General features: G+C 67.2%; 19 protein-coding genes and 1 tRNA gene. 14 read left to right on the top strand and 6 right to left on the bottom strand.

Annotated features, from left to right (window positions below; translation table 11 throughout):
- Positions 1 to 365: 365 nt before the first annotated feature.
- The 6 genes from ACFY9V_RS00400 (at position 366) to ACFY9V_RS00425 (ending at position 9,104) form a co-directional block, all read left to right on the top strand.
- A tRNA-Gly gene (locus tag ACFY9V_RS00400) sits at positions 366 to 439 on the top strand.
- A gap of 261 nt (positions 440 to 700) precedes the next feature.
- A complete protein-coding gene (locus tag ACFY9V_RS00405; RefSeq protein ID WP_391158272.1) occupies positions 701 to 1,252 on the top strand; it encodes a hypothetical protein in 552 nt (183 codons plus the stop codon).
- 338 nt (positions 1,253 to 1,590) lie between these two features.
- Positions 1,591 to 2,607 carry a hypothetical protein gene (locus ACFY9V_RS00410; protein WP_391158273.1) on the top strand — a complete coding sequence of 339 codons (1,017 nt, stop codon included), beginning with the start codon at positions 1,591 to 1,593 and terminating at the stop codon, positions 2,605 to 2,607.
- 47 nt (positions 2,608 to 2,654) lie between these two features.
- Positions 2,655 to 4,754, top strand: a complete 2,100-nt coding sequence (locus tag ACFY9V_RS00415; protein ID WP_391158275.1) for a hypothetical protein — start codon at positions 2,655 to 2,657, stop codon at positions 4,752 to 4,754.
- A complete protein-coding gene (locus ACFY9V_RS00420) occupies positions 4,751 to 5,755 on the top strand; it encodes an AAA family ATPase (protein ID WP_391158277.1) in 1,005 nt (334 codons plus the stop codon). Before ACFY9V_RS00415 ends, ACFY9V_RS00420 begins: the two co-directional genes overlap by 4 nt.
- A 1-nt stretch (position 5,756) precedes the next feature.
- Positions 5,757 to 9,104, top strand: a complete 3,348-nt coding sequence (locus ACFY9V_RS00425; protein ID WP_391158279.1) for an SAV_2336 N-terminal domain-related protein — start codon at positions 5,757 to 5,759, stop codon at positions 9,102 to 9,104.
- Between the two features lie 498 nt (positions 9,105 to 9,602).
- Here the strand turns inward: ACFY9V_RS00425 and ACFY9V_RS00430 are convergent, their stop codons facing one another.
- The 4 genes from ACFY9V_RS00430 to ACFY9V_RS00445 form a co-directional block, all read right to left on the bottom strand.
- The gene (locus ACFY9V_RS00430) at positions 9,603 to 9,875 is read right to left on the bottom strand and encodes a DUF6907 domain-containing protein (protein ID WP_391158280.1); all 273 of its coding nucleotides are present in this window, start codon (positions 9,873 to 9,875) and stop codon (positions 9,603 to 9,605) included.
- Positions 9,876 to 10,070: 195 nt separating this feature from the next.
- On the bottom strand, positions 10,071 to 10,514 hold the full coding sequence (locus ACFY9V_RS00435) for an ATP-binding protein (protein ID WP_391158282.1): 444 nt from the start codon (positions 10,512 to 10,514) through the stop codon (positions 10,071 to 10,073).
- Positions 10,515 to 10,655: 141 nt separating this feature from the next.
- On the bottom strand, positions 10,656 to 11,201 hold the full coding sequence (locus ACFY9V_RS00440) for a flavoprotein (protein ID WP_391158284.1): 546 nt from the start codon (positions 11,199 to 11,201) through the stop codon (positions 10,656 to 10,658).
- Positions 11,198 to 12,466, bottom strand: coding sequence for a helix-turn-helix domain-containing protein (locus ACFY9V_RS00445; protein ID WP_391158286.1), 1,269 nt, complete (start codon positions 12,464 to 12,466; stop codon positions 11,198 to 11,200). The genes ACFY9V_RS00440 and ACFY9V_RS00445 overlap by 4 nt, the downstream gene beginning before the upstream one ends.
- Before the next feature lie 172 nt (positions 12,467 to 12,638).
- Here ACFY9V_RS00445 and ACFY9V_RS00450 point away from each other — a divergent pair, with 172 nt between their 5' ends.
- The 8 genes from ACFY9V_RS00450 to ACFY9V_RS00485 all read left to right on the top strand — a co-directional run bounded on the left by ACFY9V_RS00450 (position 12,639) and on the right by ACFY9V_RS00485 (position 20,803).
- Positions 12,639 to 13,985, top strand: coding sequence for a UDP-N-acetylglucosamine 1-carboxyvinyltransferase (locus tag ACFY9V_RS00450; RefSeq protein ID WP_391158288.1), 1,347 nt, complete (start codon positions 12,639 to 12,641; stop codon positions 13,983 to 13,985).
- 220 nt (positions 13,986 to 14,205) lie between these two features.
- A complete protein-coding gene (locus tag ACFY9V_RS00455) occupies positions 14,206 to 15,171 on the top strand; it encodes a bifunctional metallophosphatase/5'-nucleotidase (protein WP_391158289.1) in 966 nt (321 codons plus the stop codon).
- On the top strand, positions 15,168 to 15,710 hold the full coding sequence (dcd, locus tag ACFY9V_RS00460) for a dCTP deaminase (RefSeq protein WP_391158291.1): 543 nt from the start codon (positions 15,168 to 15,170) through the stop codon (positions 15,708 to 15,710). Before ACFY9V_RS00455 ends, dcd begins: the two co-directional genes overlap by 4 nt.
- Positions 15,707 to 16,231 (top strand): deoxycytidine triphosphate deaminase, encoded by a 525-nt coding sequence (locus ACFY9V_RS00465; RefSeq protein WP_391158293.1) that lies wholly within the window; start codon positions 15,707 to 15,709, stop codon positions 16,229 to 16,231. The genes dcd and ACFY9V_RS00465 overlap by 4 nt, the downstream gene beginning before the upstream one ends.
- A complete protein-coding gene (locus tag ACFY9V_RS00470) occupies positions 16,228 to 17,322 on the top strand; it encodes a glycosyltransferase (protein ID WP_391158294.1) in 1,095 nt (364 codons plus the stop codon). The genes ACFY9V_RS00465 and ACFY9V_RS00470 overlap by 4 nt, the downstream gene beginning before the upstream one ends.
- 83 nt (positions 17,323 to 17,405) lie before the next feature.
- Positions 17,406 to 18,437, top strand: coding sequence for a serine hydrolase (locus ACFY9V_RS00475; RefSeq protein ID WP_391158296.1), 1,032 nt, complete (start codon positions 17,406 to 17,408; stop codon positions 18,435 to 18,437).
- 386 nt (positions 18,438 to 18,823) lie between these two features.
- Positions 18,824 to 19,579 carry a DUF5131 family protein gene (locus ACFY9V_RS00480; RefSeq protein ID WP_391158298.1) on the top strand — a complete coding sequence of 252 codons (756 nt, stop codon included), beginning with the start codon at positions 18,824 to 18,826 and terminating at the stop codon, positions 19,577 to 19,579.
- Between the two features lie 96 nt (positions 19,580 to 19,675).
- Positions 19,676 to 20,803: a three-Cys-motif partner protein TcmP gene (locus ACFY9V_RS00485; RefSeq protein ID WP_391158300.1), complete on the top strand. Its 1,128-nt coding sequence runs from the start codon at positions 19,676 to 19,678 to the stop codon at positions 20,801 to 20,803.
- Positions 20,804 to 20,858: 55 nt separating this feature from the next.
- On the opposite strand, the gene ACFY9V_RS00490 is transcribed toward ACFY9V_RS00485, so the two are convergent.
- Complete coding sequence (locus ACFY9V_RS00490; protein ID WP_391158302.1) at positions 20,859 to 25,457, bottom strand: AAA family ATPase; 4,599 nt, start codon at positions 25,455 to 25,457, stop codon at positions 20,859 to 20,861.
- Positions 25,454 to 26,347, bottom strand: a complete 894-nt coding sequence (locus tag ACFY9V_RS00495; protein WP_391158304.1) for an endopeptidase — start codon at positions 26,345 to 26,347, stop codon at positions 25,454 to 25,456. Before ACFY9V_RS00495 ends, ACFY9V_RS00490 begins: the two co-directional genes overlap by 4 nt.
- Between the last annotated feature and the right edge of the window lie 67 nt (positions 26,348 to 26,414).

The following is a 26,414-nucleotide window of genomic DNA, read 5'->3' on the forward strand; positions in this document are numbered from 1 at the left end:
TCCGGCCCGGAGCCGCCACCTCACCGGCCTCCGACTACCGCTTCTCCCCGCCCCCGGCCACCGGCACCGCGTGCCTCAGCCGCGCGCACTTGGGACACCTCAACAACCGCCCGGGCCCCAACCGCTCGGCCCCCAAATGCTGCATCGGGAACGAAGCCGTACTGAACACATGCCCCTCGGCACAACGAACAACGGTGCGCTCCATCAAGTCCCTTCCCCAACCAACCGGCGTGGACGACAAACCCACACATTAGGGGATCAACCCACCGCGCACCCACTCACCACTCCGCCCCCAACCTACGCCCCACCCCACCCCCCACATGCGGTAGACTCCCCCACGAAGCCACCCCCACCAGGGCCTTCACGCGGATGTAGTTTAATGGTAGAACATGAGCTTCCCAAGCTCAGAGCGCGGGTTCGATTCCCGTCATCCGCTCCATTGATAAGCCCCAGGTCGAAGACCTGGGGCTTTGTTATGGTCTCGACCAATTGAATAATTCGCACCACACCAGCGGTCGATTGGCGTGCTCACCTGGGTCGTTTTGCAGCTCATAGCCTGAAGGCACTGTGTTCAACAGGGGCCAATGGTGACGGGAGCCGGAGGTCTGAAAGGCTGGTCTCTATGACCCGGACCCCGCCGCTGAGGCCGGAGACACCTCCATCGGTGGAGTCGCTCCATGGCGATGAGCCGATTCGCGGGGTGCTTGGCGCTGCTGTCGTCGACTTCTGGCGGGTTCGCCACCTCAGGGTCAACAACGCCCGCGGTGTGTTGGCCAAGTTCCTCGTTCACCGGGCCGTCGGCTCGCAGCGCCCCCGGGTGGAGTGGGCCAGTCACGATGTCGAGACCGACGACGGGATCCGCATCGAGGTCAAGGCCAGCGGTTACCTCCAGGCTTGGGACCAGAACGGCCCGTCCGACATCCGCTTCAGCGGTCTGCGCGCCCGCGCCTGGACACCGGAGCGCGGATACGCTCCCACCGCCTCGTACAACGCCGACGTCTACGTCTTCGCCATCGAGACCACCCGTGAACCCGCTCTCTATGACCCGCTCGACACCTCCCAGTGGGAGTTCTACGTCCTCCCACGTGCCGCACTGGAAAAGCTGACCGTCGACAGCCTCGGGCTCAACACCGTCCGCAAGGCCGCAGGACCGCCCGTGGCGTTCGCCGACCTCGGGAACCGCATCCGAGCCGCCGCCTCGACCGACGGATCTGCCACCCACGCCCCTCCGGCGGCCCCGAAACTGCCTTAGGGGTTTGGGGATCTCGCGGGGCAGACGATCACGGGCACCCAATCGAAGGTCGGGTCCGGGCGGAGCGCGTACAACACGATGGCCGGTACGGGTGGCTCAATCGGCGATGGCCGACCGACATCCTCGGCCGTATCGCGTTCACGGCGGCTCCACCACGAGCTTTCTTCGTGAAGCGGACGGCTTCCGGGGGGGGGGAGAGGACCGTCGGCCGCGAGATGTTGACCGGTCCGAAGTGGCAGTGACTCAATAACCGCACCTCACGATGCTCGAGTTGGTACGGTTTCGATCGCTCCTGCGAATGCTGCATCACGCGTCCGTGGGGCAGGGGGAGGGTGGTCGTGGGGACGACAGGAAAACCGCAGTTAGTAATGGTGCACGGCATCGGCGGACCGCGGAAGGCCGATGAGGAACGTCGCGAGTGGAAGCGGGCCCTCGCCGAAGGCGCCAGGGAAGCCGGGTATGCGGATGCGATCTCGGCCCTGACCATGGACTGGTCCGTGGACACCTCCTTCGCCTACTACGGCGATCTCTTCACATCCGGCGGGGAGCAGCAGGGCACCGCCGTCCCGGATCAGGACGAGGAACTGGCACACCTCGTTCTCGCGGTCGTCCGCGAGTTCATCGACGCGTTGGCGGCCTCGTCCGAGCACGGGCAGGACACGGCGGCGCTACAACGGTTGCGGGTGCAGGCGGAGCCGGAACTCACGGGCCTCGACGGACGTCCCCTGCAGCCCGAGGGTGTCGGCGGCTCGGCGCGGAGGGCCGCCGCGGTGTGCGCCAAGCTCGCCCGGCTGCCCGGGGTGCAGGTCGGTCTGCAGCGGGCCAGCGCGGTCCGCCTCTTCGGGATCCTGTCCCAGCCCGGCCGCTATCTCCGCCGCAAGGAGCCCCTGCCCGGTCGGGACGGCCAGGGTTCGACCCTGGACGCGCGTATACGGGCCCGCGTACTGGACGTATTGGATCCTCAGCGGCCGGCGATCGTCATCGGGCACTCGCTGGGTTCTGTGGTGGCGATGGAGGCCCTCGCGGAGTACGAGGGGCCCGTCCCGCTCTTCGTCACCCTCGGTTCGCCTCTGGCGACGAACGCGCTGGTCTGGCAGCGGCTGCGCCCCAGGCCACCCTCTGTGCCTCCGACGGTCGGGCGATGGCTGGACGTCTGGGACGGCGACGACCCCGTGGTTCCGCGCCGCCGTCTCGCCGAACTGGTGGCACCCAGCCCGTCAGGAGTGAGGCCGGAGCCGCTGCCGCTGTCGTCACGCGTTCTGTGGACACACCCGGCGACCGCATACCTTCGGCGAAGCGAGGTCGCACGCCCCGTCATGGCAGCGATAGCACGCCTGTCCCCCGTGGCTTCATGAGCAGTCCAGTCACGGAGCCGCTCCGCCAGGCCAGGCACTGTCTTGTCGTGGCAACCCAGTGCCCGCAGGCGGAGCAACACCTCACCGGCCTCGTCGCGGTCGCGGATGAGTTGCACAGCGCCCTCACCGATCCGGCGCTGGGGGCGTGCAGGGGCAGCAGGACGCCCGCAGCGGAAGTCGTCAGATCGGGCGACGCCGATCAACCGATGGTGGAGGCCACGGTCAGGGATGCCATCGCGCGCGCCGGAGAGGCGCACGCCGTCCTCGTCCTCGCCTTCATCGGCCACGGTCAGTCCCCACAGGGCTCCTCCCAGCTCTACTACATGGCGAGCAACAGCCGGCCGGAGGACGCCAACAGCTCCGTCGATGTGAACGGCCTGATCACGGCAGCCGCCAACCAGCAGGGCATCGCCGGGATCGTCGTCCTGCTCGACACGTGCCAGTCAGGCGCCGCGCTGACCTCCGCCGCCGCCCTGGTTGGCGGGTTCAGAGACGGCCAGACCCGGGCCTCGGTGCTGGCGGCCGCCTCGGCTCACGAGGCCGCCTATCAACTGGACTTCACCCGGCAGATCACCCGGTGGATACGCGAGGGGTTCGAGGACGCGGGCGAATTCGTGCCGGTGGGGTACTACCGTGCCGCGCTGATCAAGAGCCTGCAGAACCAGGACGCCGTCGCGCTGGATTACGACGGCATGCCCGTGGCCTCGGAGGCAGGACTCTGGCTGGCGGTCAACGCCCAGCGCAGACCGGTGAAGGGTGCCGAGGGTCTCGGCGAGATCGGCGCCGCGGACCTGGCGGCGGCGCTGCGGGCCTGGCCCGATGGGGGCGTGGGCACGGATTTCCGCGGTTACGACGATCTGGCCAGAATCCGCGATCTCGCGGCCCGCAGCCCGGACTTCGGCGCGCTGCGGGTGCGAGAGGTGGCCGACGCGCTGCTGCTGGTGCACGACACCGAGATGTTCCTCGTGAAATGGGCCAGTCGCCAGCTGACGAGTTACACCGTGCACCGGGCGATGGCCGAGCTGAACACTCTCCGGCGTGACATCCACGAGCCCTTGCGCGCGGATCCCGATCTGTCCGGCGGCGATCTCCTCACCTATTTCCTCGAGCACGCCGCGCTGCGGCAGACCACCATGGACGGCCGCCGCACGTCGGTCCAGGCCTTGGCCCGCGGTCTGGTGGCCGTCGCCGAAGTCTGCGAGCTGGACCCGTCCGACAACGACATCCAGCGGTGGGCTGACTCCCACGGCGTCACCGTGGAACTCAACGACGCCCGGGAGTGGTCCGGTTACCAGAAGCGGCAGCGCGAGACGAGCCTGGTGGTGAGCCTGCACGCCGCGCGCATCGACTGGCCCGACTCACTGTCCGTCTGGCTGCGCAGAGGCGAAGAGTGCCTGCCGCTTGAGTCCTTCGCGTGCGTGCCCACCCAGGCAGGCGTCGAAGAGGCGCTGACGGAAGTGGTGCACTGGGCGGAAGCCCAGCTCGCCCCCGACGCCCGCCTGAATCACATCGACGTGGTGGTACCGGCCGCGCTGCTGCCGAGCTGGCGGCCGGAGGAGGTGGAGGTCGGCCTCTACCTCCTCGGTGTCGACCGCACGGTGGTGCTGCGCTGGGCCGACCGGCTCTTCGTGCCGCGCCACTTCCACGGGATCAACGAGATCGCGCGAGCGCGTCTCACCGAGTGGCAGCACTACGTCCTGACGACAGGTCAGGCGCCGGTCGACTGGTTGGGACCCAACGAAACCGGTGAGGTGCAGCAACTTCGGGACCGCCTCAGAAAGGGGCATTTCCAGCGAGCGATAGGCATCGGTCACCGGTCGCGGGACTTCGCCGAACTCGTCCAGACCCTACTCCCGTACACCCCGGTGCTTCTGTGGCCGGGCGAGGAGCACCACGTCGTGGACGCACCGCCCGCCGCGCTCGCCCGGTACTGGGAAAAGCTGCCTGCCGCGTTCATCCGCGCCCACCAGTTGCGTTGGGACGAGGAGAGCGACGGGGCGGACTGTGTGTCTGGTCCAGAGGACAGCGGGATCGGCCATCTCGCAGAACTGGCCGCACTGCGCACCGCGTGGCACGACCTAGCCTGGCTGGATTTCTGCCGATGGTTCCAGGGGAACACCATGTTGCCAGCAGGGAGTATGAAATGAGCTGGGATGCGTACTACAACGGCACGGGAGAGCCCCGCGAGGTGACGCTGCCCGATCCGCCCCCGTGGCGGACGTTTCCGCGCCGTTCGGCGCCGCAGACGTTCCAGCCGCCTAAGGGCTTGGTGGACGCGGTGAACGCCGCCGTCTTCCTGCACCGCCCGCTGCTCATCACCGGCCCGGCCGGCAGCGGGAAGTCCACGGTCATCGAGCAGGTGGCCGACGAGCTGCGGCTCGGCCCGGTTCTGCGCTGGCACATCACCTCTCGCAGCACGCTGTCCGACGGGCTCTACCGCTACGACGCGCTGGGGCACATCCACACGCTCCGCCTGGCCCAGTCCATGCAGGCATCACAACCGGACTGGAACCCTGGACCGCCAGCGGCGCCGCAGCCCCACGACCCGGCCGACATCGCCGCGTTCCTCCAACTGGGCCCACTGGGCACGGCGCTGCTCCCCGACGCCACCCGGCCGCGCGCGCTGCTGATCGACGAGATCGACAAGAGCGATTTGGACCTGCCGAGCGATCTACTGGACGTTTTGGAGCGCGGCGTCTACGAGATCCCCGAATTGGTCCGCCACCGCCGAACGGTGGTGCCCGTCCGGCGGTGGCGCGGCGACGGCGAGGACACCCCTGGCGAACTGCCGCCCTACGAGGTCAGGAACGGCCGCGTGCAGTGCGACCGGTTCCCCTTCATCGTGATGACCAGCAACGGGGAGCGGGAATTTCCCGCGCCCTTCCTGCGCCGCTCCATCCGCTACGACATGCCTCCGCTGTCCGCGGATCTGCTGCGCTCCGCGGTTGAGGCGCATGTCGGGCACGAGGTGTCGGCGGAGGCCGCCGCCCTGGTGGACGAGTTCGTCAGCCGGGTCGCGCGAGGCGAGGCACTGGCTGTCGACCAATTGCTGAACGCCGTCAAACTCATCACCGACAGCCAGGGGCCCACTGGCGAGCAGCGCGAGCGCCTGATCGGCTATCTCCTGCGCAATCTGTCCGGAGCGTGACGTGCTCGGGCGGGTGCTGGACGCCCTCATCGGCGTGCTGCCGCCGGACTACCACGACGCGGCCTTCGTAGCGGACGTGTTGTGGCTCGCGGCGGCCTCTGGGCAGCTCGGCGCCAGCGCCGGCGTGCCCCCTGCCGCCCCGGACGCGCCACCGCCGGAGGCGGCGGGGTCGGCGATGCCACCGGCCACGCCCGGGAATCCCGCCGCGTCCGAACCGCCCCGCGGCTTCGCAAACCGGGAAGGAGGCGGACGACGCGGCTCCTACGGCTTGTACGAGAACCTCACCGAGCAGGAGGACGCCGGCTATGGCGGCGCCGTGTCCGTTGCATCGGGGCGTGCTCTCCCGCAAGCGGTGGAACTGGCCCGCTCACTGCGCCCATTCATGCGACGTTTCCCACAGGGTCGGCGCTCCGGCCTGGACCTGACCGCCACCATCGACTCCTACAGCCGGGGCGGCGAACTCCTGCCGGTGATCGGCCCGCTGCCGGAGCGGTGGTTCGATGTCCTGCTGGTGGTCGACACCCACCTCTCCATGGAGGTGTGGCTCGATGCAGTCGAGGAGTTCGCGGCGCTGCTGGAGAACTCCGGCGCCTTCCGGCAGATACAGAGGTGGCGGCTCTCGACCGAGCCTCATCCCTACGTGACGGACTCCCACGGCCGGCTCGTCCGGTCGCACAACGTGACCTCGGCGGACGGCCGTCGGCTGGTACTGGTGGTCTCCGATTGCGTCGCGCCCGCCTGGTACGGGGCCGAGGTGTGGCAGATGCTGCGCGACTGGGCGGGCCGGGGTTCGCTCTCCATCGCCAACCCACTGCCCTCGCGCCTGTGGCACCGCACCGCTCTCGACCTCCCGGCCGTAAGGGTGCGCAACCGACTGCCCGGCGAGCGCAATACCGCCCTCACCTTCACCGTGCCCCCGCATCTCCAGTCGATGATGACCGACGCGAAGCGGTACGTGGCCGTTCCCACCCTCACTCTGACCGCGCACTCGCTGCAACGGTGGGCACGAGGGCTCGTCCGGTGTGCACCCGAAGGATACGAGGCGGTGCTGGTGACGCCCTTCGGCGCGCCGGAGTCACCCTTCGCCGAAGAGCCGGGCATCGGGCAGAAACCGCGCAGCCCGTTTCCCGCGGGCGGGCCGGCCTGGGGAGACGACGCCAGCGGTCCCGGGGGCGCCGACCACGTCCGCGCCTTTCTCCGCACAGCGTCGCGTCCGGCGATACGGCTCGCCGCGATCTGCAGCCCGTTTCGTCGGCTGAGTCTGCCGTTGATCCAGCTCATCCGTCAGGAAGTCGTCCCGGAGGCGACCAATTCCGATATCGCCGAGCTACTGATGAGCGGAGTGTTGGAGGTCCACACGTCGCAGGACGACTCGCAACTCATCACCTTCAGAGAACAAGCCCGCACGCCACTGAGTAAAATCGCCGGTCGACACGACGCCTGGCACGTCCTTGACGCGCTGAGCCGGTATATCGCGGAGCGGACCCGCCTGCCGGGCAGAGGGCTGCACGCGTTCGCCGCCCTGGACACCGACGAACTACCAGAGTCTCTGCGGCCCTTCGCCTATGCCTCCGCGGAGGTCATGGCGGCGCTGCGCGCTGGAGCAGAACGCAACCGGCCGCCGACGTCCGGCGGCGGACCTGTTGACGCGTATGAGGATCCCGGGCACGACATGCCGGACCCCCGGGCCAGCGCAGCGCTCCTGATCGGCAGCACGTCCCATGACAACGGACCGTCGCGCGAGCATCCCGGAGCAGTCTCCGCGGCGCTAAACGGACTCTCCGCGTTGATCGTCTCGCAGGAGGGGTGGAACCTGCCTCCGGAGAGATGCGTGCGGCTCCTCGACCCGACGGAGACTCAGGTGCGCGAGGCAGTCACTCGGGTCGCGTCGATGGCCGACGAAGGGCTCATCGTCTATGTCATCGGCCACGGACGAGTCGAACCGTCACCCTCCGAGGTACGGCCGGAGCAGCCTCACGGCGATAACCTCAGGATCTCCACCATGCTGGAGGGGCTGAAGACGGACCACCTCGTAGTGATCGAGGATCTCTGCTTCCGTACGGAAGGCGAGCCAGCACCGGAGCCGGTACAACAGGCCGTACGGGCGACCACGACCCGGATTACGGCGAGCTACTCCTCAATAGGAAGCCCCTCCTTCACCGACGACCTCCTGCGCACCGTCGCGGAAGGCGTGCCATCTGCGCCGGCGCTGCTAACCGCCGATGAGTTGGCCAAGAGCGTCAGCAGTCCTGTGCCTGGCGGTCCGGCCTACAGCGTCTCGAACACCGTCGTGACGAACCACGACGCGGCGCCCGCGATGGTACGCAACCGGGCCTCGGTCCCTCTACCGGCGATCCAGGCATCCGACGCGTCCGTGGAACGGGTGCTCTCCTGGGTCCGCGACCAACTGCGGTTGGAGGAGTCGGCCAGCCGGGCCGCGGCAGCAGCGGAGCGGGTCGTGGGGGCCTTCCTCCGGTTTCTCGTCGCAGGAGTGAGAGGTGCGGCCCCGCCCCACGCCGGTTCCTCGGCATGGGACACGTTCAGAACCCGGTTGGGCGGCTTTTTGGCTGGCTACGAGGTTAGCGTCGAGCTGGGGTCGGACTTCGCTCTGCGATGCCGTGCACACGACGAGGACCCCACGACGGTGATTCCCGTCGAAGTACTCGACCTTTCCGGCGGGTTGAGACGGCAGGGGGAACGCCAGCCCTCCAGCACGCCTCTATACCCGGACGATCGGATTGCCTCGTTCGCCCTGCTCGTCGTTCTGGGCGGAACCCGGGACCGGAAACGGCAGACGCTGACCCAGCGGGTGACGGTCGCCAGGGATCCCATTTCCGGCACCTGCGTGGTGACGCTGTGCCTGCCCGCAGAACCGACGCCACCTGACGCCCCAGCGGCCCCAGGGCCAACGGTGGAGGAAGACACACCGGCCAACTTGTTGGCACAAGCCGTCAATGCCTACTGCGCATCCCTCAGCGACCGGGCGAGGGACGGCGGGTTGCGCCTGGACGAGATCGTACGGACCGACGATGTCGCCCTTCCCGCGGGAATGATCGACCCTCTGGTCGTCTCTGTACGACCCGCTCTCACAAACGTGCCCGAGCCGGTATCCGGTGGCGACGACGGTGGCGGCGAGTTGCGCGTCGCGTCGGAAATCCTGCTCTGCGGCCTGATCCCGAACCGGAACCTCTCCTCGACGCACAACATCACAGTGCTCGCAGTGGAAAACGAATATGCTTTCGTCTCTACGCCACTGACCGTCGTCCTCGTCTTCGCCTGGCGCACCCTTCCTTCTCTGGACATCGAGTTCCTTCGCGTGGAGATCCCGGAGTCCGACGAAAATCCCTGAACACTCGCCTTTGTCCTCGAAATGGCTCATTGTCACCGCAGTTGCGGTCCCGCCACCCGCCGGGCGAGAGTGAAGGTTTTTCGACGAGGGTCCAACGGCGTGGCACGAATGTGTGCAAGCGAATCTTCGGCGGGCGACATCAGTGTTTCTCACACGCAAAAGCAGAGGCGTAGGCATTCGCGTGGCACTGAGCATTGCTATAGCCGCACTCAGACTGCCGCTATAGCCGCCGTCGGATCGCGAATCCCATGATCGCCGCCAGTGCTCGGTCACTGCACCACTTCCGCACCACGCACAGCGGTACGGCGCGGTCAGCCATGGGCGCCAACGGCACCGGCCAAGCGGGCACTTCAGAACCGAGCACGCCGCTGACCAGTACCTACACCGACGGGGCCTCCGTGATTCCCAAGCTCAGAGCGCGGGTTCGATTCCCGTCATCCGCTCCATTACTAAAGCCCCGGGTTTATCGCCTGGGGCCTATGTATTTCCTATACCGGATTAGTCGTTCCGTACCCGGCGCCTCCCCAAGGGGAGATTCGACTGCCGCGCCTTAGCTGTCGTGGCACATTGATGTTCAGCCCAGTCGGCGCGGGCCGCGACGAGTCGGGGCCGAATCTCGTGATCGAGACGATCGGCTTGGGCTCGCAGCTTGGCCGCGATCTGTGCGAGACCCGCAGGGCCAAGGCCGTCTATCCAGAAGTCCTCGACGATCGCGAGGTTGACGACGGGTGCGCGGGCCTCGGGCTCTTCCGCGAAGGGCCGGCACTCCATGACACCCCAGAGGATCTGGCTCTCGCCGGATCGCTCACTCGACCGAGAAACCCGCGCAGGTGACAATCTTCCACTTCGGCTTCTCACCTTCGGAACTGGCGGCGTTGCCTGCGGTCGAGTCGGTATGAGCCTGTTCGACAGCGGAGCTGCCACGAGCACGGCGTGTCACCGTCACGCCAGGTGCTTGAGCGCCCGTCATTCCCGCGTCCCGAAGTTTTTATCGACGCCGTCATCGACGACCGCCCACACCAGCTTGCCGACGCCGACACGCTCGCTCACGCCCCAGCAGCCGCCCGTGATGGAGTCGACCAGCGCGAGGCCACGTCCGGACTCCTCCTCGGGCGACGGCTCGGGCACCTCCTTCCAGGAGGAGGCATCCGCGTCATGCACTTCGATCCGTACGCCGCCGACCAACCGCTCGTACCGGGTCTCGACGAGCCGGTCGCGAGGCGCCTTCACATGACGCACAGCATTCGTGAAGAGCTCCGACACGACGATCTCCGCGGAATCGGCAAGCGCCGCCAGTTCCCATTCGCCGAGCAGCCGTCGTAATTCATGCCGGGCAGGTCCGACGCATCGGGCTGCCCGCGTCCATCTCCGCACCGACACGGACGCCTCGCCGTCGTTCTCCGTACGCACGATCGTGGTCTCCCGACTGAGTTGCACCTGACGTGTCCTGGGGAAGACCAAACCGTGCCGCACTTGGCACGGACCACACGTCATGCACATGGAGCAGCAGTCCATGCACATCGTGCATGCGCGCCGAATTCCCGCGCGGCCTCAGCCGCCCAGGCGGATCTGCGGTGCGAGCAACTCCAGCGCCTCTTCCCACCGGAAGGCGTCGGCACCACCGCCCGACTTCGGTGGATGCGGCTTCAGGCCGCTGACCAAAACCCCCATATCGCGCAGCCGCGCCAAGCTCGCCGCATACGCCGGATGCGCGGCCATCGCGCTGTTCACGTACGGCAGCACCGCCGTCGGAATGCCGAACCCGTACGCCTCGCACAGGATGCCCAGCGCCAGCGTGTCCGCGATCCCGGCCGCCCACTTGTTGACCGTGTTGAACGTCGCCGGCGCCACGGCGATGGCATCCGCCGGAGGCAACGGCCGGACATCACCGGGCTTCCGCCATGCCGAACGCACCGGGTAACCCGTCTGCGCCTCGACAGCCGCCTGGTCGATGAAACCCAAGCCCAGAGGCGTGGCCACCACCCCCACACCCCAACCCCGCCCCTGCGCCGCCGAGATGAGCACCCCCACGTCCTTCGCAACTCCGGCCGCGCACACCACGACGTACAGGAACGGCTTCCCCGGCTCACCGCTCACGCGGACACTCCCAACTGACGGGCGAAGTGATGCAACTGCGGCAGCGTACGACGCCGGTCGCGCGCCGCCATGTCGGCCACCAGCGCGCGAACCGCCGGGCGTCCTACGTCCTGCGGCGCGCAGCTCTCGGCGATCCGCAGCGCCTGGTACCCATCGGCGAGACGTCCCTGTTGGCTGTAGGCGTGCGCGGCATCGGTCCACAAGGCGGCGCGGCGCTCGGGCACGGGAATGTGCCGGCGCATGAGCGGACGCGCGGCGTCGAGGGCCAGGCCGGCGTCGCCCAGGACAACGGAGGCGTTCACGGCGTGCAACTCGACGTTGACGCGACCGAAGTTGGACCAGGTGTCCTGTGTGCTGTCCGGCATTCTCGCCGCTACGTCGCGAGCCTCGGTGAGGAAGTCGCGGACCGAATTCCGGCTTCCGGCCAGGGCGGAGGCCGTCACTCCCCGAAGGAGAAGCATTCCCAGGACCGCGAGATGGCGCGGGGACTTGAGGTCGTACCCGCCCGACATCTGGTCCACGACGTGCCGGATCAGCGTCACCGCTTGGGCGGCGTGGTTCTCTCGCGCCAGCAGGTGTGCGTGCACGCGGACGCTGGAGGCGACGACGACCGGGTCGCCGGACCGTTCGGCTTCGCCCATGGCGCGGCCTACAGCGAGCCACGCGTGTCCATGATCACCGTGCTTGAGCAACAGACTCGCCGAGGTCTGGTAGGCGGCGGCAAGCAGCCCTGCCCCGTCGCAGGACGTGCCCGCGACTTGGCGGAGGTCGGCGATCAGAGCGGGGAGTTCGAGCTCCAGCCGGGCGTAATCACAGGAGGTGAACAGCGCGCGGAGCCTGTTCATCCTGATCTCCAGCCGACGGAGATCTTCCTCGCCGGTGCCCGTTGAGGGGTCGGCGCCCGGAAGCAGCGACCGTACGAGACCACCGGTCGGCCGGGTCGGCTGAGCGGAGGGACCTACGAGCGGGACGACGCCTGCGGCTAGGAAGGTGCGACGGTGCATGTCCTCTGGTGTTTCCCGTTCCGGACGGTCGACGGTGGGCGGGGGCGCAAGCCCCAGAGTGTGGAGAGGGACGCGGAGTTCGTCAGCCACCGCACGCAGCACGCGTAAGTCCTGTGTGCCCCTGCCCTGTTCAAGTCGGCTGACCTTGGACTGGTGATAGCCCAATGCGGACGCCACCTCGGTCTGGGAGCGACGGGCGAGGACCCGCGCCCGCCGAAAGATCTCCCCGACCCTCTTTGCCTCGTCCTGCTCCGCAGCCATACGCGCCGGCTCCTTCCGCCGTCGCCGATCCTGCCCCGGCCTTCCAGGCTAGAAGCCCTTCCGCCGTACGTCATGCGGAGTCTGCATAACCCATGCGGCACCCGCAGACGGAGCAGGGCAGCCCATGAATCCGGCGCTTTCGTTGTGAAGAGCAGCCGCGAGGAGGCCCAGCATGAGACACGCCAACCCCAGGGACATCGTCCCGGACGACACCGCACCACCGGCCGAGGTGATCGCCATCCGGCCCGGACGGCCGCTCGAAGGAACCGTGATCGTCGACGGCTCGAAGAACGCCGCTCTTCCGCTTCTCTCCGCCGCGGCGGTCGTCGGCGCCCCCGTACGCGTGACCAACATCCCGGACAGTACGGATGTCCACACCTTGCTCGGACTGCTGCTCGGAGCCGGTTTCGACGTCGTGCACGTCCCGGGTGAGGCAGGGTCCATGGTGATCACGCCCAGTCGTAGGCATCGCGTCGAAGCCGAACTCCTCACCGCCGCGAGCACGATCCGTGCCTCGTACTACCTGGTGCCGACACTTCTCGGACGGTTCGGAAGGGCCCGTCTGCCGTGGCCGGGCGGTTGCCGGATCGGCGACCGCGGCATGGAGCAGCACTTCCGCGTGTACGAGGCATTCGGTGACCGCTGCTCGACGCACCGCTACGGCTACGAGATCCAGAGGTCGCGGGCGAAGCAGGGAACGGTGAGCGTCGCCCTGCCGTTCCGGTCCCGAGGAGCCACGATCGTGGCGATCCTCCGCGCCGTCGTCTCCCGACAGGAGTTACGGCTGAGTACGCCCAATCTGTCACCGGAGACCCTCGGCGTGGTCGAAGCTCTCGGATCGATCGGTTGGATGAGAGCTGTTGAACGTGACCTTCTCGTGCTCACACCGCCGACCGAGACTCCGGCCGTCCACGACCTGACCTGGACCGTGCCAGGCGACAAGATCGAGGCCGGCACCCTCGCCTGCGCGGTCGCGGCCACACGGGGAACAGCGCGCATCGAGGGTGTATGCGCCGGTGACTTCACCCCGGCCCTGGAACATCTGCGCCGGACAGGCGTCGTCATCACGGAGCACGTGAACGGCATCGAAATCGACGCGCGGCACATCGCGCGTGGTGAACTCCCGATCCACGCTTCGGCTTCGCTCTCCCCGAGCGGACTCGACGCCGACTTCGAGCCTTCGCTCCTGGCATTCGCTCTAGGAATCCCGGGCCGCCACGCGTTCGCGGACACGATCAACCCCGGCCGCCACGCGAATCTCATCCCTCAACTGCGCTGTATGGGAGCGGAGATCGAGGAGGTGTCACCCACGCAGTGCCGGTTCGCCGGGCCGCAGCGGCTGACCGGTGCCGGAGTGGAGACCACCGACATCCGTACGGGCGCCGCCCTCCTCATCGCAGGGTTGACCGCCCGGGGCATCACGACGCTGGGCGGTCTGGAACAGCTCCGCCGGGGCCACGCCGATCTGCCGGGCAAACTCCGAGCCCTCGGGGCGGACATCTGCGAGGTCACACCGTGAAATCGGACCTCCAACAGATCCTCGCCACAACCGACTTCCACTCCTCCTTCGACAACGCCGTGCCATTGATGACCCACTTATCGGCTGCCCGACCCAACACCCTCATCGCGGACTGCGGCGACTTCTTCGAGGGCACGGGCTACTACCGTCTCGGCCGCGGCGTCCTCGAACGAGACACGCTGCTCGCCCTGTACGACGTCGTCGCTCCTGGCAACCACGGATGGCCGCACTACCTCGAATCCGACTGCACCGCATCACCGTCTGCGCCAACGCGTACGGCCGCGACGGTCGTCGGCTCTTCCGGCCGGTCGACGTACGGAGCATCGCCGGGCGGACGGTCGCGGTCACGGGCGTCATCGGCGTCCAGGCGTTCAACGCCGTCCCGTATGGGCAGCGCGTCGGGCAGCAGGTGACCGACCCGGCTCTGGCGCTGCGTGAATTGAAGCGTGCCTATGGCCAGGTGGACGCATGGGTGGTCCTCAGCCACTCCGGTTTCGAGGAGGATCTGCGGCTCGCCGAAGCCTGCCCTTTCCTCGACATCGTCTTCGCCGGCCACTGCCACAGTGACGCGGACGGACCCGTTCGGATCGGCGGCGTGCAGGTACTCAAGGGCTACGAGCAAGGTGCCGGGTTCGCGCAGGCGCGTCCGTCCGAGAGCGGCTGGGAATCCGGAGCAGCCCGCTTCGCCGATGCTTCATCGCTGTCCCTCCCAAGCACCTTGGAAGCGGTGCGCGCACGGATCACCGCGATCGCCCGCGATCTTCGGGAGCCGATCGACAAGCTGAGGGCGCCGTACCGCCACACCGTCCTGGACAGACGGCTGCTGCTTGAGGACATCGCCACGACCGTGTACTCGGAGACCTCCAGCGCCGTTCTTCTCAATGAGACCGCACTACGCGCCGTGCAGCTTCACGGGACGCTGACGCGAGGCGATGTCCTCGCCGTCGAGCCCTTCGACAACCAGCTCGTACGCGTCAATTGCCCGGAAAGGGCAGCAACATCTCTGCTGTCCGATCTCTCGGAACTCGCGGGTCCGATGGTGGCCGTGCCGTCCCCGTTGCCGTCACCACTCGAAGCGTTCATCACCACCGACTACCTCGCCGGGACTTCGCGCCATCCAGCCGTACCCACCGGCCGTTCCCTCGCGCAGTCCGTCCATCAGGCTCTCACCGGAGGCACCCGTTGATCCTCACCGGCCCCGAAATCACGGCGGCGGCCGACGACGGCCGCTTACGCATCACCCCCTTCGACCAGTCCCAGGTAAATCCAAACAGCTACAACGTCCGTCTCGGCTCGACGCTTCTCGTCTACACCGACGGCGTTCTGGACGCACGCTTCCGCAACCCCACTGAGCAGGTCGACATCGGCCCGGAGGGGTATGTGCTGCAGCCGGGCCAGCTCTACCTCGGCCACACCGTCGAGCATGTCGGCTCAGACACCTTCGTTCCGCTGCTCTTCGGACGGTCGTCCGTCGGCCGCCTCGGCCTCTTCGTGGAGATCACCGCCCCCATCGGTGACATCGGTTTCCACGGGCAGTGGACGCTGATGCTGTCCCCGATCCGCCCGCTACGGGTCTACGCCGAGATGAAGATCGGGCAGATCATGTTCTTCGTCTCGGTCGGCCCGATCGCGCACTACGCCGGCAAGTACCAAGCAGCCAACGGTCCGAGAGCTTCCGCCTCCTGGCGCGACGACCACCGTCCCGTACAGGTGGTGGCGTCGTGATCCTCACCGGCCCCGCCATCGCAGCCGCCCGTGCCGCTGGGGAGATCAGCATCGAGCCGTACGACCCCGGCCGCGTCTCCCCGAACGCCTACGACTGGCGGCTCGGCGAGACGCTGTACGTCTGTGACGGCCAGCTCGACGCCGCACGACCCACGACGGCCACCGAACTCGCCATTCCCTCCGACGGATTCGTACTGCGGCCCGGGGTGCTCTACCTCGGCAGCACCTACGAGAAGACCAGCTCCGAGCGGTACGTCCAACTCCTCAACGGCTCACGCACTATCGGAGCACTTGGGATCTGGGTCCATGTCTCCGCGCCCCTCGGGCATCAAGGTCACGCGATTCACTGGACGTTGGAAATCCGAGCCGCCGTCGAGGTGCGGATCTATCCGCGGATGACCTTCGGCAAGTTGACCTTCCTCCACCCCTTCGGGGCTGCCGCGAGCTACCAGAGCCACGGCCTGAAGTACGCCACCAGCAAAGGCGTTGAAGCCTCCCGGCTGTATGAGGAGCTGACGTGAAGGCTTCCGTCGCCACCGCGCTCGACCTGCCGTATCCCAGCCCTGGCGGGAGTGTCGAGCTCTTCCTCGACCTCTACACCGGGCACCGTCCTCTGATCCCGGCGCGGGCATTCATGCTGGCGGCCGGGTCCGGGGAGACACCGTTCCCGCAAGGACTGCGGAATCTGAACGTATCCGGCAAGTGCGTCGAAGGACCTGGCTTTCCCCCGTACGTCCGGGCACTGAGTCGCGCGCTCGAAGACGCCGTCAACCCTGCGGACATCAGTACGCTCCACCTGCACCATCTCGCCTTCGGCGCCTCGCCGGCCCTGCTTGCCGCGCTGCCGAAGGCCCGGCGCATAGCCCTGGTGCACGGCACTGACCTCCTGTACGCGGAGATGTACGCCGACCAACGCGCGGTTCTCCGGCACTGTGCCGATGCGGCGGACGTGATCGTTGTCCCGACGAGCGCGATGGCCGATCGGCTGCTCGCTCTCGCCCCGCCCGCCCGGCCGAAGATCGAACACATCCCGTGGGGTGTCCCGGACGCTCTCCTCGCCACGCCGCCGGAGCCATCGCGAACACCTCGTGCGAGCCATTTACGCCTGCTCTACGCGGGGCGCCTCACGCCGGAGAAGGGCGTGGAGAACCTGCTCCATGCTCTCGTCGTGATCCCCGACGTCGAACTGAGCGTTGCGGCACCACCCTCGCAGTTCAGCGCCTTGGCGCCGCTCCTCCACGAACTCGGCGTACACGTCACGTACCTCGGCTGGCTCCGCCGTCCCCAGCTGTGGACGACCTTCCGCGGCTACGACGCCCTGGTCATGCCTTCCTCCACGCTCGAAGCGATGGGCCTCGTCGCACTGGAGGCTCAAGCCTGCGGCCTTCCCGTCATCTACCAACCCGTGCTTGGCCTCAACGAGTCGCTGGCGGCGTCAGGACTGACCACCGACTTCACGAATCCGACCGCGCTCGCCCGTGACATCAACCGGCTCCGTACGACCCCGGGAATGGTCGACGCCTTGCGTGAGGCCGGTTACGCGAACGCCGCCCGCTACCCACTGAGCACGACCGCCTCCGCCTTGACCGCACTCGGCGACCCGCTCGGCTAACCCACCGCCGTGGCACACCGTTCGCCCACGACGGCCTCACTACGCTGGCTGGAGGGAAACCACCGGCACTCGACGGGGAGACCATGACACTCGACACCGACCGCATCCACCAGCTCCTGGACGACGGCGTACGTGACAAGGTCTACCCGGGCGCGGTCTGGGCCGTCGGCGACCCACACGGCACCACAGCCGGCGGAGCAGTTGGCCTTCTGGACCCCGGCGAGCCGGACCAGCCGATGCGGGTCGACACGGTCTTCGACATCGCCAGCCTCACCAAGATCCTCGCTGTCTGGTCCACCATCGGCATCCTCGTCGAGAGCGGCAAACTCCAGCTCGACGCCCCGCTCGGCACTTTCTGGCCCGAGGTCGCCGGCCACCCGCTCGGCGACGCCACAGCCCACCACCTGCTCACCCACACCGCGGGGCTTCCCCTGCGCGCCAACCTGCGCAACCTCTACGGCACCGACCCGCAGGACATTCGCGACGGCGTCCTCCACGAGGCCCTCCACCGTCGGCCCGGCGAAGCCGTGGAATACACCGACCGCGCCGCGCTCGTCCTCGGCTACCTCGCCGAATATCTCAGCGGCCAACCCCTGGACCAGCTCGCAGCCAATCGCGTCTGGCAACCGCTGGGCATGACCGAGACCACCTTCGGACCGCTCACCCCCGAGAACGTCGCCCGCAGCGCCCCAACCGAGCTGGACGACGAGACCGGCCGCCACCTCAAGGGCACCGCCCACGACTTCTCCGCCCGCCTCCTCGGCGGCACCTGCGGCATCGCCGGCGTCTTCTCCACCGCCGACGACATCTCGACCTTCGCCCGCCACATGCTCAACCCCGCCCAGGCCGCCTTCGGCCCCACCTGGACCGCCGACTCCCTCCGCCTCCACACGGGCGCCCTCACCCCCGCCCGCGGCCTCTTCTGGCACCCCGCCCCCGGCACCCTCCCCACCGACGACACCTGGGTCCACTACGGCTTCACGGGCACCGCCCTGTGGATCTCCCCCACCCACGAACGCTGGGCCACCCTTCTCACCAACAAGCTCTACTACACGCGTGACCGCGCCACCCTGACGGAGATCCGCGATAGCTTTCGGTCGATGGCCTTCGAGTAGATACAGCCTGAGTGCCACACTTCTGAGGCCACGGTGATGCTCGTCGCCACGGCCCGAGGCGTACGCGGCCTGTGCGAAGTCTGGATTCGGGGCTCCCCAATCGCTCACCGAACGCTCCCCGCAGGGATTCGAGCACACGCCCTTCCCTGTCACCGGATAGCCGTCAACTCCACGGCCGCCCGAGCACGGGTCTCCCCCGCGGAGCAGATGACGGGCCGAGGCGCGCTGGCCCGGTTCTCGTACCCACTTCACAGAACACCCGTTCGACATGAAAGATGGGGCCATCGCGTGCCAGTTCGGCACGTCGCTCGTTAAGCAGCGCAGCGGAAGTAGCGAGTGGGCCAAGAACTGTCGGTCCTTGTCCGTTCGCGCCGGGAGGGGCACCGATGGGCGATCGCAGCACAATCGAGTGGACTGAGGCGACCTGGAATCCCACCACGGGATGTGACCGCACGTCCCCGGGTTGCGACAACTGCTACGCCTTGGTGTTATCACGGCGCCTGAAGGCCATGGGGGTGGCGAAGTACCAGGCCGACGGGGATCCCAGAACGTCAGGACCCGGATTCGGCCTCACCTTGCATCCGGACGCGCTGGCCATTCCGCGGCAGTGGAAGGCACCTCGCGTGGTGTTCGTGAACTCCATGAGCGATCTGTTTCACGCGAGAGTCCCCGTGGACTTCGTACGGCAGGTGTTCCAGGTGATCGCCGAGACACCGCAGCACACCTACCAGCTCCTGACCAAACGGGCGCGGAGGCTCCGGCGGATGGCGGACCAGCTCGACTGGCCGCCCAACCTCTGGATGGGAGTCTCGGTCGAGAACGCCGATCACTTGGACCGGGTCGACGACCTGCGGCTGGTTCCCGCCGCGGTGCGCTTCTTGTCGTGCGAGCCGCTGCTTGGACCTTTGACCGGGTTGCGGCTCGACGGCATCGGCTGGGTCATTGCCGGCGGTGAATCCGGCCCTGGACACCGGCCCGTGCGTGAGGAGTGGCTCACTGAGATCCGCGACGTCTGCAACGACTCCGACGTGCCGTTCTTCTTCAAGCAATGGGGGGGCCGCACACCCAAGTCCGGTGGTCGCGAGCTCGACGGAACGATCTGGGATGGGATGCCACCGCGCCGTTCAGCAACAGCGCGTTAAAGGCCAATCCGCACTGGATGCCGTACGCACTCTGGTGGTACGCGGCAGCAGCATGTGACCCTCTCCCCCAGGGGCTCTACGGAGTAGGGGGAGGAAATGGCCGTTCCGAGGGAGGCTGTGTGGGAGCGCGATCCGCACACCGCCGCCAAGCACGACTTACTCAAGCGGTATCTCGAGGCGTGGGCGCCGATCCTGCTGTCCCGACACGAGGTGATCACCTACGCCGAGGGCTTCGCGGGCGCAGGAATCTACAAGGGGGGCGAGCCGGGGTCTCCGGTGATCGCCTACGACGTATTCGCCGGGGCTCTGGACCGGTTCCCGAAGCACATGCGCATGATCCTCATGGAAAAGGATCAGCGGCGGGTCCAGGAGCTGGAGCGTCAAATAGCAGGCGCCCAGGCAAGGCACGCAGGCGGCATAACCGGCCGGTTGACCTGCGACATCCATCAGGGCGACTTCCACCCGGCCCTTCTGCGGGAGTTACAGAGCACAGGGGCGCTCGGGAACCCTCTCTTCGTCCTCCTGGACAGTTTCGGGGGCCCGGACATCCCCTACTCGCTGCTGCAAGAGCTGGGGCGTCTTCCGGGGACCGAGGTGATGGTGACCTTCGAGCCCAGCTTCCTGACCCGGTTCGCCGAGAAACACGACGGTCATCGTAAGAGCGGCGATGACGCCTTCGGCAGCTCGGACTGGCAAGCCGTCTTTCAGCAGCTCCCTCAGCAGAAGTTCCCGTTCCTGCGCGAGCAGTACCGCGACACCCTTCACCGAGCCGGCTTCTCGCACACCCTGTACTTCGAGATGGTCGACGAGGGCAGTCGAAAGCTCTACCTGATCTTCGGCACGCGACATGAACGCGGTCTGGAGAAGATGAAGGACGCGATGTGGAAGGTCGACACCTCATACGGTGTCCGCTACCGCGATCCGAAGGACACACAACAGCAGACGCTGGAGTTGGAGTTCGAGCCGGACACCGCTCCGCTGCGGAGAATCCTGCATGACTTCATCGCCACATCACCATCAGGACGCACCGTGCCGGAACTCCAGCGGTACGCCCTCTTGGAGACCGTCTACAGACCCGCCCAAGTAATCGCGCTGGTCCGCCAGATGCGCGACGACGGCACATTGACGGCGGAGCCCCGCACCATAAACGGTAAGGCCCGGGTGACCATCGCAGCAGCCCACGCCCCCGCCAAGCCAACCGCGAGCCAGGACGCTCTCTGGTGAACGCGCGGCTGCCACAAAGGTCGCCAATGCCGATTGATGTCGCTGTCGGCATCCGTCATATCCGCACGCTGACTGCGGCTAGACCCCGCAGGCTGCCGACGGCGATCAACGGCAGATCCATATCGCGGATGGTGCCAGACGGCATGACAGCCAGCGAGGTCACGGGCGCGGCAGTTACCAGACGCAGGACTTCCTCGCCTGTCTCGTGGTGCCATAGCCGGATAGTGGTGTCATCCGAGGAAGCGGTCACTAGCAGTGGCCGCTCGACATTCGGGTGGTTCAGGGTGGCAATGGCGGTGAGAGGGCCGCGGTGTCCCGTCAGCGGCGGGTATGCCTCGTGTCGAGGAGCCATCGGATCCCACAGCCGCACCGTGCCGTCCACGCCGCCTGTGGCCAGTAGTGGTTCCTCATCAGCAGAAGGAGTGAAACAGGCTAGTGTCGTGATGCCCCCGATGCGCTGCGGCAGTCGTGCACGCGACTGCTGCCCAGGGTGGAGGAGCCGGACGGCTCGCGCTGCCACGGCAAGCAGCGCCCCGCGGGAGTGCGGCAGTGCCACAAGCGAACGGACTGCCCCCTCGGTCCTCCACCCGGCCGGGACGGGCGGCCGGGAATTGCCCCCGTCACAGAGCGAGATGTAGGTCAGCAGCCCGTCGCTGAAACCGGCTGCCAAGACGGCTTGTTCGGGATCCGTGTGAGGCAAAACCGACATGGCGCGCAGGCGGCCGCCAGACCAGCCGCGCCCGGGTATCTCACGTGCCAAACCGCCCTCAGCCGCCATAAGCACCCGCCCGTCGGCGTACCCGACGAGGATGGGCACGTCCGACGTCGGCCATGCCTCAGGAACGGTTAGCGCCGTCACCTGCACGCGAGGCGTGTCTGCTGCTTCGATGAAGGCGTGCAGGATTTCGCCTGTTTCGGCGGAGCGCAGATCAACCTGCCCAGAGCTGCCAACCGCGATGAGCGCGGCAGACCGGGAGGGCCGGGAAAGGGTTGCCAGAAGGGTAGCCGCAGGGACAGTCGGCTGTGTCATGTTTTCGTCGGCAACACTAGTGCGACCGTTTCTTGGGCGCCTGGCAGGAGCAAGGACCCTGAAGTCAGCGGGGTTCCACAATCGGACTGTGCGATCGAACGATCCGGAGGCGACAATGGGGACCATCGCCGGCCCCTTAAAGACGGCCAGGCCCCGCACCCTCTTGGTGTGCTCGGTGGGCAGCTGAAATATCAGATCGCCGTCACGGGTGTCCCAGACCTTGATGGATCCGTCGACGCTGCTTCCCGTGACGAGCAACCGGTCATGGGTGTCCCCATAGCTCGTCATGGAAGCGACCGATTCATGAATGGGCCGTAGGTGTCTTTCCTCGGCACAGGTGATGGGGTTCCAGACGCGTACACGGGACAGTGATCGGGAAGCGGTCACCAACCGGGCCTCGCCGTCTGGGTGGACGAACGCGTGTAGCGCGGAAACGCCCCTGCCCTGGCCCGACAATGCTCCGGTCATCTGGAGTGTCCCGGCGTCCAGGATGTGCACATAGTTACTCTCCTGGCCAACCGCCAGCAGTGTGTTGCCGTTTGGCAGAGTGACAGCTGCCAGCGCATTGACCACGGTGTCTCGGCTCCGCCTGCCGTAACCGGAACGTTCTGTCCTATCGCCACCGTCGGGAGTCCGTTCCGCAAGGACTTCACCGGTGTCTGGAGCAAGTACCAGCACAGTCGAGGACGTGCCGACGGCGAGTCGCGGTGAGCCGTCAGGAGCGGTGAAACTGGCCAAGGCCCGAACGCCAGCGCCCAGCACGTGATGAGTACGCCCCGTCTGCGGGTCACAGAGAAAGAGGCCAGCGTCACTCCCCGCGGCGATGATGGGGTCGGTCCTCCTCCAGCCGCCGGTAACAGCCATCGCCCGCAGATGTCGACCCAGCCCTGTGATGGGAAGTCCGAACGGGGTTCCGGCAACCGGGTCCCACATGGTGACCGTTCCTCCCGCGTCTCCCGCCGCCAGGACCACATCAGCATCCGAAGTACGGAAAGCAACCAGTTGGTAGATGTCGCTGGCCGTGCTGCCCAGAATGTTCGCGGGCAGATGAAGCATGTTCCACAACGGCTGAAAGCCCGGTCGCCGGACCGCCACCGGGACAGGGGGAATCGGAGCCCTGCCGCGAGTTTGCGACAGCGCCAGGCTGTCCGCGCGTGTTGAGGGCGGGGCATCGGCGAGGAACGGTTCAATACGGGCCCAAGCGGCGAGCCGCTGCCGGCCGGCGGTGAGGTCGGCCGGCAGCCCGAGGCGGGCGCGGACGTCGCCTCGGACTTCAAAGGGGAGGAACGATGCAGGGACGTGCTCATCGTCCAGAACTCCTCCCGCAGCGGCATGGGCGATCAAGTGGCGGCGCAGGTAGGGGTGAGGCGTACGGTCAAGCCCGTCCTCGATCTGTGCGGCGAAGGCTCTCGCCAGCGCACGATGGGCATGTTGAATGACCCTCGCGTCCGGGCCTGCTACAGCAGGGCGAGCGAACAAGGTGTCGAAGTCATCAGGGTCGTATGCCTCGTACTCCTGGTAGGAGTCGTGTTCGGAATCGTCGGTGTGTGGTGACAGCAGTGCATCCGGCGTCGTTCGCAGAGTCTCGCTAATGCGCTCATGGACCGGCCGATAGACGGTCCTGCCGTCTTCGATGGCGGTGGTGAGGTAGCCGATCAGTCTGCTGTCGCGGACGTGGCTGATCAGTGCGTCGCCGTCAATGTCGTCGCCGCTAGTCAGGGCTCGCACGGCAGCCGGCCACACCTCGCCCCAGGCAAGCCCCGCGCCTTGGGCGAAGGCGGCTGCCTGCAATACGGCCAGCAGGTGATCGGCCTGTTGCTGGGTATGTTCGGCAACATCGAGCAGGTCCTGCCGCAGAAGTTCTTGCGTGCCCTCCCGCAGTCGCTGCCGCCACGCCGCCTCAGCGGGGTACGGGAGAAGGAACTGGCCGTGCAGTTGCTGAACGGCCAAACGGGCGTCGAGGAAGGACGGCGACACCTCCTCGGCGACGGCCGCCGCGATCCTCCTAACGTCGGCGTCATTCCGCTTCAGCAGCCGTGTGCCGCCGACCGGTTCAGCGCGCAGCAGTGCAGCAGCGTAGGCAGCAACATCTTCGCCAGCTGTGCTGTCGTCGGTGCGCAGCGGCGGACCGGCGTTGACAGCGCGCTGCAGCAGGGCCACGAGGCTGTTGTCCGCCGCCTCGGGCGAGCTGCTGGCGTCGCCAATGTCGAGAGAGCTGCGGATGCCGAGGATGAGCCGCACCGCTGGTCTGCTGTGCTCCCGCAGATCCGCCAGCGGGCGCAGAACGTCTGTGATGATCCGCCGCGGGATTCTGGCCTCATCAATTCCGTCTACGACCAACATGAGGGGTCTCGATAGACGGCGGACCATGTCGAGAGCTTCGGTTCGCAGCATTTGCACGATGTCCCCCCGCCCCGGCGAGGCGGAAGTGCCGGTGAGGGCCTCATACAAGGCGATGGCCAGGTCTTGGGGGTCGGCATTGCGGGCCAGAACCGCCGCGTCGACAGCAGCCAGCGGGATGTGGAGATCCGGTGGAATGAGGTCCAGGAAGGGGCGATGGGTCTCGTCGGCGCGGAACCGCGGATCGCTGAGGGTGACCAGGCGGGCGAGGAGGGCGGATTTGCCGGAGCCTGCCTGCCCGGTGACGATCAATGCCTGGTCGTCACCGTTCAGGAAGGCGATTATCTGCCGGATAAGGTCTGTGCGGCCGGTGAAGTACCAACCGACGTCCTGTCCTGACATTCGGCCAGAGGCACGTGCAATCCAGTGTCCATCGAGGTCGGCCCGGGTCCATCCAATCTGGGCACGGGCGTCCTCGACGAGGGGGATGTCCTGATAGCCCGGGTTGGGCAGGCACGGGCTCGGTTCCTGATCGGACTGGTACTGCGTGATGGAGTCGTCGGGCCAGATCCGCCGGGCATTGGCCATGGTGTTGTCGTCCCAGACCTTTCCCGCGATGGCATGCCACTCCTCCCAGGTCAGGTGAGGTCGGGCGTAACCGTTGGCTTCGTCCTCGCAATGGGCGCGGATGGCGGCAAGCAGGGCCGCGAACGCCCCGACACGCGGCCTGCTTTCATCGTGGCCCGCAGTGACGACGGTCAAGGATGGCAGGGCTCGGCGGTCAGGTTCCAGGGCTTTCAGGGCTACGCCCAGTTCCTGCTTGAGTAGTCCAGAGAAGCACGAGTCGACCATGATCAGGACGTGTCCCGCCCGGGAGTCCAGTGCGGCGACGATCGCCTCGGCGGTGGGGAATGCCGTGCCCAGGGGCCGGTTTTCGTCGGTGTCGGTCAGCCGCAGGAAGTGCCGGCCTGCCCCGGGGTCAAGGCCGTGGCCGGTGATGTAGAGGACCAGGGCCTCATCGTCGTCTGCCTCAGCAAGATCCTCGTCAATGAGGAAAGTCCGCAGGTCGTGGACGCTGCGCAGCGGCTTAGGCGCGGTGCTTACGGCGAAGCGCCGCTCGTCTTCCAAGTGAGGGCCGGCCCACCAGTCCTCGACCACCGCGACCTGGGCGATGATGCCGTCACGAAATCCTGCCTGATCCCTGGCCGTTCCGTCCTCGTAGTCGCCGAGGGCGATCAGTACCAGGCGGCGGGCGAACGTCATCGGTGCACGGCCGTCGTTCATGCCCAGTGGTTAGTGGCCGCGCGTGCCACCGGCACAGTGCGCAGATAATTCAGAGCACTGTGCGGGTCGATGTTGCCGGTATCCACCTGAATGTCGGTCATGTTGCGTGCCGTCAGGGAAAGTCCTGCGGCCCCGGCGACAATGTCGTCCGGATCAAACACGTTGATCCACCGGATCTCCGGTGGCATCGCCATCAGTTCGCGGTCGGGAATGCCCATGGCACGCCGTACGGCGGGGATGCCGAGCGGGGATCCGCAGGTGACGAAGGTGTGGACCGACCTGCTGGCTTCAGCGTCATCGGACCGCTCACCCTGCAGCAGGTCGTAAGCAATCACGCTGCCCAGCGAGTGACCAATGACGACGGAGGTCGTATTGGTGAGGGCCTCAGAGACCAGCTTGCGCACCTGAGCGGCAAGGTCCGGCTCCCTCAGGTAGTAGCGAACCTCGCGCAGAAGCATGACGAGCTTGCTGCCTGCTCCCTGCGGCGACCGCCGGTCGTAGGCGACAGCTCGCAAGGTGACGCTGGCAGGCCACAACTTCGGCGGGCCGAGCGTGGTGAGGTCCAGTTCCCGCGCATAGGCGAGGTCCTCAGGGCGCAGGAGCTCGTCCATCGCCTCCACGACGAAGGCTTCCTCATCTACGTCGAAAGGCACGGAATCATCGACCAGCCCATCGGCTGGTCCCAGCCTGTTCGCCTCACGCGAGAGCAGCCGGGACCACTGCGGCACGTCAAGGACGGGAGTCATTATGGCGGCAGCGTCGAGACCAGCTGCACTCCTCAGGGCGTCTACCCCGCGAGCGAGTGCTCTGTTCCAGTCCTTGAGCAGCCGCTGCTGCGAGACCTTGCCCTGCCTGATGCCATGCACACCCACGACATACTGTTGATCCACGTTGTCCCGCCCTATCGCGCCTGCGTCTCCGCCGCAATCTCCCCACTGCAACGGCAGAACCACGATA

This window comes from Streptomyces sp. NPDC008317 (genome assembly GCF_042955955.1).
Taxonomy (GTDB): domain Bacteria; phylum Actinomycetota; class Actinomycetes; order Streptomycetales; family Streptomycetaceae; genus Actinacidiphila.

What these genes read in the sequence shown, in the direction of transcription:
- ACFY9V_RS00480 (WP_391158298.1), top strand. Translation starts at nt 18,824, where the DNA reads ATGGGCGATCGCAGCACAATCGAGTGGACTGAGGCGACCTGGAATCCC.
- ACFY9V_RS00485 (WP_391158300.1), top strand. Translation starts at nt 19,676, where the DNA reads ATGGCCGTTCCGAGGGAGGCTGTGTGGGAGCGCGATCCGCACACCGCC.
- ACFY9V_RS00450 (WP_391158288.1), top strand. Translation starts at nt 12,639, where the DNA reads ATGAGACACGCCAACCCCAGGGACATCGTCCCGGACGACACCGCACCA.
- ACFY9V_RS00490 (WP_391158302.1), bottom strand. Translation starts at nt 25,457, where the DNA reads ATGAACGACGGCCGTGCACCGATGACGTTCGCCCGCCGCCTGGTACTG.
- ACFY9V_RS00420 (WP_391158277.1), top strand. Translation starts at nt 4,751, where the DNA reads ATGAGCTGGGATGCGTACTACAACGGCACGGGAGAGCCCCGCGAGGTG.
- ACFY9V_RS00475 (WP_391158296.1), top strand. Translation starts at nt 17,406, where the DNA reads ATGACACTCGACACCGACCGCATCCACCAGCTCCTGGACGACGGCGTA.
- ACFY9V_RS00455 (WP_391158289.1), top strand. Translation starts at nt 14,206, where the DNA reads ATGGCCGCACTACCTCGAATCCGACTGCACCGCATCACCGTCTGCGCC.
- ACFY9V_RS00430 (WP_391158280.1), bottom strand. Translation starts at nt 9,875, where the DNA reads ATGGAGTGCCGGCCCTTCGCGGAAGAGCCCGAGGCCCGCGCACCCGTC.
- ACFY9V_RS00445 (WP_391158286.1), bottom strand. Translation starts at nt 12,466, where the DNA reads ATGGCTGCGGAGCAGGACGAGGCAAAGAGGGTCGGGGAGATCTTTCGG.